Raw genomic sequence first — 11,694 nt, forward strand, 5'->3', positions numbered from 1 at the left:
TACCGCCAAGATGGCGGCGTTACGGATACTTTTTGACTAATTCCGATGGGTTAATAAATGACAGAAATTTTTATACTGGCAAAAATCAAATGGTGTCAATTTCTAATCAACTCCGTTACGGTTTAGTTGCCTTTGTTGTCTCCAGACTCTCTACCTGGTAAGACGATATTTACTGTATCAATCCCAATCACTTTTTAAAAGCTCTTTCTCTTTTTTTCTTCTTCCTTCTTCCTTCTTCTTCCCATGTCACAAAATCTTTCTGATATGCAAAGCTTACTAGAGCAGGCAATCGATCGCAACCCCTTACTAATGGCTCCGTGTACTCCTGTTACGGAGGCTATTGCAGCCATGAGTCAGTCTCGTGCTAGCTATACATTGATAGTAGAAGAAAATAAATTACTTGGGATTTTCACAGAGCGTGATGTAGTAAAACTTACTGCTAGCAAAACTGCGTTAGAAGGAGTCGCTATCTCCGAAGTGATGACGCAACATTTGATTACTATCAGCCTTGCAGAAGCTCGCGATATTTACTCAGTATTAGCCATATTTCGCTCTTCTAAAATTCGTCACCTACCCATCATAGGCGAAGAAGGAAAGACGATTGGTGTTGTCACCCCCGATAGTTTGCGACAAGTCCTAAAACCCACCGATTTGCTGCAAATGGGGCGCGTAGGAGAAATTATGACAACGGAAGTAATTACTGCCCCTGCAAATTCTTCAGTTTTTGAAGTTGCCCAGCAGATGGCAGCCAACAGAAAAAGCTGTGTAGTTATTTGTCAATCTTTCGGTTATTTAGAAGCAATTGCTAATAGTAAACCGCTCAAACCTATTGGGATTATTACCGAAAGAGATATTGTTAACTTCACAGCAAGTGGACTCGATATCGCCCATATTCTAGCAGAAGAATTAATGAGTTTTCCCCTGCTACCAGTACAGAAAAATAGCACTTTGTGGGACACACATGAGATGATGGAAAATCACAAAATTAGACGGTTGGTGGTAGTAGATAAAAGTGGATATTTAGTTGGAATTATTACACAATCTACCCTATTGTATGCCATAGATCCAGTCGAAATGTATGCCACTGTGGAAATTTTGCAGCAAACCATCGCCGAAAAAACCCAAGAGTTGAGAACAGTTAACGCTCAAATGCAGCGGGAAGCGACGCAACGGCAACAGGCAGAAGAAAAATTGCGACAGGTAAATGAAAATTTAGAAGAACAAATTAAGCAGCAAACCCTGGAACTGAGACAAGCTAACACTCAACTCAAGCAGGAAATTTGCGATCGCGCTCAAGCCGAAGCGGAAGTGCGCCGCCTCAATGCCGAACTCGAACAGCGAGTGCAAGAACGCACTGCACAACTAGCAGCAAGTAACCAAGAATTGGCACAAGTCCTTACCAATTTACAAGCAGCACAACAAGAGTTAATTCAATCAGAAAAAATGGCATCTCTGGGACAATTAATTGCGGGAGTAGCTCACGAAATTAATACTCCCTTAGCAGCAATTCGCTCCTCTGTACAGAATATATTAGAATTTTTTACTGAAAACTTAGACAAGTTACCGACATTTTTTCAAGAACTATCTCCAGAACGCCAGCAGTATTTCTTTGCTCTCCTACAAAAGTCAACCCAGCAAGCAGACACCTTATCAAGTAAAGAAAAACGCCAACTAAAAAAAGCTTTGCAGCGTCAGCTAGAGTCCCAAGAAATTGCAGAATCGGACAACCTTGCTTGTATCTTGGCAGATATTGGGATTGGCGGCGAAGTCGCACCATTTTTGCCTTTGTTAAAAGCGCCTGACAACCAAACTATTTTACAAGCTGCTTATCAATTCGCTACGGTGCAAAAAAGTAGCCGCACGATTGCCACTGCGACAGAACGCGCTGCTAAAATAGTCTTTGCATTGAAAACTTATGGTCGTTACGATAATTCTGGCGAAAAAGTATCAGCCAATATCGCTGAGGGAATAGAAACCGTCTTAACTCTTTACCACTACCAAATCAAACAGGGTGTTGAAGTAGTTAGAAACTACGATCTCAATTTGCCATATTTACTGTGCTATCCTGACGAGCTCAATCAAGTTTGGACAAATTTGCTTTATAATGCTTTACAAGCGATGAACTATCGAGGCACTTTACAAATTGAAGTTAAGCAACAAGAGCAAAGCCTATTAGTCAGCATTACCGATACTGGTAAAGGTATCCCTCCAGAGATTATGCCCAGAATATTTGAACCCTTCTTCACTACTAAAGCGCCGGGAGAAGGAAGTGGTTTGGGGTTAGATATTGTCAAGAAAATTATTGACAAACATCAGGGCGAAATCAAGGTAGAATCATGGTCAGGGAAAACCAAGTTTACTGTAGTTTTGCCTCTAGATTCAAAAAAATCTGAATTAGAAAAATTATGAACAAACCTGTAATTATTTGTGTTGATGATGAACCGACGATTTTAGAAAGTTTGAAAATCGAGTTAAAAAAAGCGCTGTCAGAAGAATATACGATTGAAACTGCGGAAGGAGGAGCAGATGCTTTAGAGTTGTTAACAGAGCTAATAGAAGAAGAGGGTTGCGAAGTCCCCTTGGTGATTTCTGATTACTTCATGCCCGATATAAAAGGGGATGAATTGTTAAAGCAAATTCATAATATTTCGCCGAAAACAATCAAAATTTTGCTCACGGGGCAAGCCGATTTGCAAGCAGTTTCCAATGCTATTAAATATGCTCAATTATATCGTTATATAGCTAAACCTTGGCAGCAGTCCGACCTAATTTTAACTGTAAGAGAAGCGATTCGCAGTTATTCTCAGGACAAAAAACTGGCAGATCAAAATATTAAACTCCAGCAGCTAAATGAGGAATTAGAAACACTTGTAGAGCAGCGGACGGCTCAATTACGACTGTCTGAAGAAAAGTTTTCCAAAGCTTTTAGGTCTTCTCCTAACCCAATTACTATTACTAGACTCAGAGATGGACGACATATAGAAATCAATGATGCCTTCTGCCAGATGATTGGTTCTACTAGCGAAGAAATTATTGGTAAAACTGCCCTTGAGCTAGGTCTTTGGGTAAATGGGGAAGAACGCAATCAGCTTTTTAAAGGGTTAGCAAAACAAGGTATAGTTAGGAACTATGAATTTCAATTTCGCCCAAAAGTTGGCGAACTTAGAACAGCATTACTTTCAGCAGAAATCATTCAAATTCAAGGAGAAACTTGTGTGATTTCTGTGAGTCAAGACATCACTGAGCGCAAACGTGCAGAAGAAAAACTCCGCGCCTCAGAAGCTTTTTTAGCAGCCGCTCAGCGAATAGCCCGTGTTGGCAGTTGCGAAGTCGATCTATTTACTAATAGTACCATATGGTCAGAGGAACTATTCCGAATTTTTGGTCTCGATCCAAGTCAACCTAAACCAAATTGTGAGGAACTTCGCCATTATATTCATCCAGACGATCTGGAGTTATGGGAAAAAACTTTTAATAGTATTATTACCGAAGGAATAACTCATAAAATAGAATATCGGATTGTACGCTCTAATGGTTCTATTCGCCACATAGAATCAAGAGGAGAACCAGTTTTTACTCAACAGGGACAAATACAAAAGCTATTAATAACAATGATGGATATTAGCGACCGCAAACAGGGAGAAATAGCCCTGCAAAAGGCAAAAGAAGCGGCTGATAAAGCTAACCGTGCTAAAAGCGAATTTCTCTCAAATATGAGCCACGAACTGCGTACTCCTCTCAACGCTATTCTCGGTTTTACTCAGTTGCTAGCCCGTGACTCATCCCTCAAACCAGATCAAAAAGAGCATTTAGGAATCATTAGCCGTAGTGGAGAGCATTTACTTAACCTGATCAACAATATTCTGCAAATGTCTAAAATAGAAGTAGGTCAGGTGACAGTCAATAAAAATAATTTCGATCTGTACCACCTGCTGGAAAGTCTCGAAAAAATGTTTCAGCTACAAGCAGAAAAAAAGAACTTGCAGTTAATTATTGATATTGCCCATAACCTTCCCCAATACGTGCAAACAGATGAAAGTAAATTACGCCAAGCATTGATTAATATTTTAGGAAATGCGATCAAGTTTACAGAAGAAGGTGGAGTGACATTGCGCGTAAGAATGAAGGAAGAAGAAAGTACGACAGCAGGTGTATCAAATCCTTCTGCGTTCTTTCTTCAGTTTGAAATTGAAGATACTGGTTCTGGAATTGGTACCGAAGAAATAGACAACTTATTTAAGCCTTTCGTACAAACAGAGTCAGGTATGAAAGCCCAAGAAGGAACGGGTTTAGGTTTGCCAATTAGCAGACAATTTGTGCAATTAATGGGAGGAGATATTACAGTCAATAGTCATATAGGTAAGGGAAGCATTTTTAAATTCAACATCGAAATTAGTCTACCTGATAACATTGAGATTCAAGATTCAGAAACAACTAGGCGTGTTATTGGACTGGAAGCAGGACAAGCACAATACCGCATCTTAGCTGTTGACGATCGCCTCGAAAGTCGCCTACTGCTAGTAAGATTGCTGACATCCCTCGGCTTTTGTGTCCGCGCCGCCGAAAATGGGGCCGTTGCTGTTGATTTATGGTCAAGTTGGGAACCCCACCTAATTTTGATGGATATGAGGATGCCAGTGATGGATGGGTATGAAGCTACAAAACAAATCAAAGCCCATTTAAAAGGTCAGGCAACAGTAATTATTGCCCTGACAGCAAGTGCTTTTGATGAAGAGCGCTCTATTATTTTATCAATAGGTTGCGATGACTTTGTAGCCAAACCGTTCCGAGAACAGGTAATCTTAGAAAAGATGGCTAAATACTTAGGAGTACGTTATCTTTATGAAGAACAAGTTTTATCTTCCCCCCAAGGTGGAAAGCGATCCCCATCTTTAACAAATCACGAATCAGAAAGCGGACAATCAGATTCGTCATTCATTTTAGAGCCTTCATCTTTCCAAGAGATGCCTCTTGAGTGGGTCGATCGGTTATACGATGCGGCTGACTCTGTTGATAATGACAGCATTTTTCAGTTGCTTTCCCAAATACCTAGCGATCGCCCTAATTTTCGCAAGGCCTTAGCACAGCTAGTAAATAACTTCCGCTGCGATAAAATTCTTGATTTAATTGAGGAACTTAGAAAATTGTAATTGAATTTCTCCTAAAAAATAGTCTTAATAGCTAATTAGAGGAAAGTAATTAAGTAAATCTACCTAATTAAACGTAAAAGTAAAATACGAATAACTAAAAAGCTTACAATACAATATAAGCATTTTTCCTTATCTCCTAGATAACTACAGCCTTCTTCTTTCTTCTATTTAACAATTAGCGATTTGCAATCAACCCCCAAAATTAGCAATCAGCAGCAAAATGACCAGCAATCACACAGAAATCAATAAAGGAAACATTTTAATAGTTGATGATACCCCCGAAAACCTGCAAGTTTTATCCGCAACCTTATCGGAACGCGGGTATAAAATTAGGGGCGTAATTAATGGCAAAATGGCAGTCAGAGCAGCACGTTCGGCTCCCCCCGATTTAATTTTACTCGACATCAGAATGCCAGACACGAATGGTTACGAAGTCTGTGAAGAACTAAAAGCCGATGCTCAAACCTCACAAATTCCCGTAATTTTTATTAGCGCTTTAGATGAAGTATTGGACAAAGTTAAAGCTTTTCAGGTTGGTGGCGAAGACTATATAACTAAACCATTTCAAGTAGAAGAAGTTGTCGCACGAGTTGAACATCAACTAACTATCCAAAGGCTGCAAAAACAACTGATGCAGCAAAACGAACAATTGCAAAAAGAAATAGTAGAACGCAAAAAAGCCGAAGAATCTGCTGCGGCTGCATCCAAAGCTAAAAGTGAATTTCTCGCCAATATGAGCCACGAACTGCGTACCCCTCTCAACGCTATTTTGGGCTTTACTCAAGTTATGATCCGCGACCCTTTCCTGAGTACAGACCAGCTAGAAAATCTTAGAATTATTAACCGCAGTGGCGAACACTTGCTGGATTTAATTAATGATGTTTTGGATATGTCCAAAATCGAAGCTGGTATAATTACGATCTGCGAAACCAGCTTTGACCTATATCGACTTCTCGATACTCTCGAAGAGATGTTTCACTTCAAAGCAGAAAAAAAAGGTTTGAAACTGAGATTTACAGTACATCCTGATGTGCCTCACTATATCAAAACTGATGAAAAAAAATTGCGTGTATGTTTGATTAACTTACTGGGAAATGCAATTAAATTCACTGAGAATGGTAGCGTTACTTTGCGGGTAAATTTGGGTGTGGTCAACTCGGAACCAGGATTATTATATACAACACCTTCCGATTGCGAACCATTCCCAATTATCTTTGAAGTAGAAGACACCGGAGTTGGCATAGCACCAGAAGAAATTGATAGTTTATTCGATCCTTTTGTGCAAAGCGAAGCTGGACGTAAATCCGCAGAAGGGACAGGATTAGGCTTAACTATCACTCGAAAATTTGTGCAACTATTACATGGAAATATTACAGCAATCAGCGCTTTGAATAAAGGAACAATTTTTAAATTTAATATCCAAATCAGCCGAGCAGATGCTTATGAAGTAATAGATCATCCTCTACAACGAGTCAGTGCATTAGAAGCAGATCAAGGAGATTATCGGATTTTAGTAGTTGACGATACTCAAGAAAATCGCTTGCTGCTAGTTAAGTTGCTCCAACCAATAGGTTTTGAAGTTTTAGAAGCTGAAAATGGCGAACAAGCACTTACTCTCTGGGAGAGTTGGCAGCCACATTTGATTTTGCTTGATACACGGATGCCTATAATGGATGGCATGGAAGTTGCCCTACAAATTAGAGCTAAAGAAAGAGAGAAACAGGAGAAAATATTACTAAATCTCCCATCCCAAATTCAAAATATCCAATCTAATATTGAGAGTTCCCGTACCGTAATTATTGCTCTAACTGCTAGTGCTTTTGAAGAAAGGCGGGAGGAAATCATAGCAGCGGGTTGCGACGATTTTGTTCGTAAACCTTTCCAAGAACAGGTAATCTTTGAAAAGATGACAGAGTTCTTAGGAGTGCGCTATATGTACGAGCAGTTGCCCCCAGTTACAAATACTACGCCAGGTCTGCGTTATTTTATCAGCGAAAGACCCGATTCATTTTTTTTGCCTTTGCTGGGCGAGATGCCCTTGAGTTGGGTGCAGCAGCTTAATCAAGCAGCTAACGAAGTTAATGAAGATTTAGTCTTCCAGTTAATTGATACAATACCAGAAAACTTTGTGACTTTAGGTGACGCTTTAAAAGATTTACTAGAGGATTTTCGCCTTGATAGAATAGTTCGTATAACTCAATCAATTATAGAATCCGAACTTGGGCATGAATAAGGTAAGGTAAGGCCTCCCTCTGGGCGGCAGTACAAATTCCTACAAATTATTTAAGTCAGCTATTATAGTGTTAATTTAATATAAATATAATGGATAATAATAGCCTCAAAATATTAATTGTTGACGATCAGCCCAGTAATCTACGGTTTTTATCAAAAATTCTAACAGATCGCGGATATAACGTAAAAAGGGCGATCTCTGGTCAACTAGGGCTGAATGCTGCGATCGCCTCTCCCCCCAATTTAATTTTGCTTGATATTATGATGCCGGATATGGACGGCTATGAAGTTTGCCAAAAGCTGAAATCCAGCGAACCAACTCGCTCAGTTCCCGTCATTTTTTTAAGCGGATTAGATGATGTTCAATATAAAATTAAAGCTTTTCAAGTGGGCGGCGTAGATTATATTATTAAGCCCTTTCAAGTGGAAGAAGTTTTAGCAAGAATTGACACCCAAATTTCCCTTCAAAAGCTACAAAATAAATTAGAAGAGCAAAATACTCTATTGCAACAATCGCAGTCACTGATTGCAAGTATATTGAACAGTTCTCTAGACGGAATAGCAGCTTTTTCTACTGTCAGAAACAGCGATAGAAAGATTGTCGATTTCCAGTGGATTTTGATGAATCACTCCGTTGAGGCAATCTTAGATATCAACTCAGAAGACCTAGTTGGCAAGTATTTGTTAGAGGAAATGCCCCTGCATCGCAAAAATGGTCTATTTGATTTATATGTTTCTGTAGTTGAAACAGGAGAGCCATTAGATACAGAGTTTTATTACGAACAGGAAAATATCAGTCCTTCTTGGTTGCAAATTGTTGCGGTTAAGTTAAATGACGGCTTTGCAGTGACTTTTCACAACATTACAGCACGCAAACAAGCAGAACAAGAATTAGCTCGCTCTAATGCAGAACTCGAACAGTTTGCTTATGTTGCCTCCCACGATTTGCAAGCGCCGCTGTCAACAATTGCCAGCTATGCTCAACTCTTAGAAGGGCGGTATAAAGACCAAATTGATGCTAATGCGATGAAGTTTATTCATAAAATGATTAAGGGTTCTGTGCGAATGCAGTCCCTGATTGATGACTTGTTAGAATATTCGCGGGTTAGTAAGAAAAACAAAGATTTTGAACCCATAAATTGCAATCAAATTTTTGAAGAAGCTTGTGCTAATTTACACTTAGCAATCCGTAAAAATCAAGCTGATGTCACCCATTGTGACTTACCTGTAGTCCTCGGAGACTATTCTCAAATGGTACAAGTATTTCAGAATTTAATTGGCAATGCAATTAAGTATCGCCGCGACGAGCCGCCGCTAATTCACATTAGTGCTGAGCGTCGGGAAAGCGACTGGTTATTCTCTGTCAAAGATAATGGAATTGGAATTGATTCCAAACATTCAGAGCGGATATTCCAAATTTTTCAGCGACTGCATACGCAAGAAGAATATACCGGAACTGGCATTGGTTTAGCCATCTGTCAAAAGATTGTTGAACGTCATAGCGGCCAAATTTGGGTAGAATCTCAAGTAGGTGCTGGAGCAACTTTTTATTTTACTCTTCCCTATATAAAACTCTAATACAACGTGAGTTCGATGGAGGGCGATGCCTTCGACTGGCTTCGCCTACGCCACGAACTCACGTTTATTCCCATAGACCCAGAGGCATTCCTCAAAAAGCGATTTTAAAATCGATTTTCTGGAACAAGGGGTAAACCGCCTTATTGGACAAGAAAAATACTAGAATTACTAAATGGTTAAGATGACTCAATGAATGAGTTCGCTTACCCTAAATTGGCTGAAAATAAGCAGTCTCAAGCACACTTTCCGAAGAACTTACCAGAAAACTTTGGGCAAACAGCTAGAGCCATTGATTTGTGGTAATTTTTTCGCAGTGAAAGAACTGTGGTAGATAAGGAAAGACGACTACATGGTAGAGATAGACAAGTCAATATCCTTTGATGGACGGGATATTAGACTGAAGATCGGCTTACTGGCACCGCAGGCGGGAGGTGCTGTGTTGATCCAGTCAGGAGAAACATCAGTTTTAGTCACTGCTACCCGCGCACAGGGTAGAGAAGGGATTGATTTCTTGCCGCTGCTGGTGGATTACGAAGAGAGATTATATGCCGGTGGTAAAATTCCGGGTGGTTTCTTGCGGCGGGAAGGCCGTCCGCCAGAGAAAGTAACTCTGACGGGTCGTTTGATCGATCGTCCGCTGCGACCGCTGTTTCCGAGTTGGTTGCGGGACGACATTCAGGTTGTGGCTACGACGCTTTCGATGGATGAAGAAGTGCCGCCGGATGTGCTGGCGGTGACGGGGGCATCAGTGGCGGTGCTGCTGGCTAAGATGCCGTTTTACGGCCCGATGGCGGCGGTGCGTGTGGGTTTGGTGGGTGATGATTTTATTATCAACCCAACCTATAAGGAGATTAAGACGGGTGAATTGGATCTGGTGGTAGCGGGCTCCCCGGATGGGGTGATCATGGTGGAAGCGGGTGCTAATCAGTTGCCAGAGCGAGATATTATTGAGGCCATTGATTTTGGTTACGAGGCTGCGTCTGATTTGATTCAGGCTCAGCGGGAAATCATGGCAGAGTTGGGGATTGAGTTGATACGAGAGGAGAGACCGGAAACAGACTCGACGCTGGAGAATTTTATCCGCGATCGCGCAGAATCTCCAATCAGGCACATTCTATCTCAATTTGAGTTAGATAAAAAAGCTCGTGATACGGCTTTAGATGAGGTGAAGGCAGCAGCGGTGGTAGCTGCGATCGCAGAACTTGCCGAAGACGATCCCGTGCGTGTAGCGGCGGGTGTTGATAGCAAAGCGATCGCCAACGTTTTCAAAGATGTCACCAAAAAGCTGATGCGTCGCCAAATCGTCGAAGACGGCGTGCGCGTAGACGGTCGCAAGCTAGATGAAGTGCGCCCAGTGTCCTGTCGCGTCGGCGTATTGCCCTCACGAGTTCATGGTAGCGCTCTATTTAACCGAGGATTGACTCAGGTACTATCCGCCGCCACCCTGGGAACTCCCGGAGATGCCCAAGACTTGGGAGATGACTTACATCCCCAAGACGAAAAGCGCTATTTGCATCACTATAACTTCCCCCCTTACTCTGTGGGAGAAACCAGACCGATGCGATCGCCCGGAAGACGGGAAATCGGTCACGGAGCCCTAGCAGAACGCGCAATCCTCCCCGTATTGCCCAAGCAAGTAGATTTCCCCTATGTGATTCGGGTAGTTTCAGAAGTCCTTTCCTCCAACGGTTCCACCTCAATGGGTTCCGTTTGCGCCTCAACCCTAGCATTAATGGATGCAGGGGTTCCCCTAATCCAACCTGTAAGCGGCGCGGCGATGGGATTAATTAAAGAAGGCGATGAAATCCGCATCCTGACAGACATTCAGGGGATTGAAGACTTCCTCGGCGACATGGACTTTAAAGTAGCCGGTACCGATACCGGGATTACAGCTTTACAGATGGACATGAAAATATCTGGTTTACCCTTACAAGTAATCGCAGATGCCATCCACAAAGCCAAACCCGCGCGGTTACACATTTTAGAGAAAATGCTCTCTACTATTGACAAACCTCGCACCACAATGTCACCCTTCGCGCCACGCCTGCTGACGCTGAAGATTGAACCCGAATTCATCGGTTTAGTAATTGGCCCAGGTGGCAAAACCATCAAGGCAATCACCGAAGAAACTGGAGTCAAAATTGACATTGACGACGACGGCACCGTAACGATCGCAGGTAACGATAGCGAAAGAGCTGCACGCGCCTACAATATTATCCAAGGCATGACGCGCAAGCTAAATGCTGGAGATGTCTACGTTGGTCGCGTCACCAGGATTATTCCTATCGGTGCTTTTGTCGAGATTTTACCTGGAAAAGAGGGAATGATTCATATTTCCCAATTAGCGGATTACCGCGTAGGTAAAGTCGAAGATGAGTTAGCTGTTGCCGATGAAGTGATCGTAAAAGTGCGCGAGATTGACAACAAAGGTCGGATTAATCTCACACGCTTGAACATTCACCCGGATGAAGCCGCCGCTGCACGCGAGCGATAAATCAATAACGAGGAATGGCTAATTGGTAATTGGTAATAGGTAATTTCAGATTACTAATTGCTGATTAGCAATTGCCTAGTTCCACAGGGTTAACTGTTAACTGTTAAAATTACTAAAAAAAATATACATAAGTCTTTTTTTCGATAAATTCTGCCCTTTATAGATAACTAAATTATTATGCCTTCATATATTATAAAACTGCCAATATCCGTAACGCCGCCCTCTGGGCGGTAAAGATAC

At 41.6% G+C, this 11,694-nt stretch carries 5 protein-coding genes; all 5 read left to right on the forward strand.

The window, feature by feature from the left end:
• The first annotated feature begins 243 nt into the window (after nt 1-243).
• Entirely contained in the window at nt 244-2,409 is a 2,166-nt protein-coding gene (locus tag PY364_RS05995) for a CBS domain-containing protein (RefSeq protein WP_275521331.1), read from the forward strand.
• Nucleotides 2,406-5,150 (forward strand): response regulator, encoded by a 2,745-nt coding sequence (locus PY364_RS06000; protein WP_275521332.1) that lies wholly within the window; start codon nt 2,406-2,408, stop codon nt 5,148-5,150. The genes PY364_RS05995 and PY364_RS06000 overlap by 4 nt, the downstream gene beginning before the upstream one ends.
• A gap of 220 nt (nt 5,151-5,370) precedes the next feature.
• On the forward strand, nt 5,371-7,383 hold the full coding sequence (locus tag PY364_RS06005) for a response regulator (protein WP_275521333.1): 2,013 nt from the start codon (nt 5,371-5,373) through the stop codon (nt 7,381-7,383).
• An 89-nt stretch (nt 7,384-7,472) separates the two neighbouring features.
• Nucleotides 7,473-8,960, forward strand: coding sequence for a response regulator (locus PY364_RS06010; protein WP_275521335.1), 1,488 nt, complete (start codon nt 7,473-7,475; stop codon nt 8,958-8,960).
• Between the two features lie 349 nt (nt 8,961-9,309).
• Entirely contained in the window at nt 9,310-11,454 is a 2,145-nt protein-coding gene (locus PY364_RS06015) for a polyribonucleotide nucleotidyltransferase (RefSeq protein ID WP_275521336.1), read from the forward strand.
• The last annotated feature ends 240 nt before the right edge of the window (nt 11,455-11,694 follow it).

It is taken from the genome of Kamptonema sp. UHCC 0994 (assembly GCF_029167235.1).
Taxonomy (GTDB): Bacteria; Cyanobacteriota; Cyanobacteriia; order Cyanobacteriales; family Microcoleaceae; genus Kamptonema.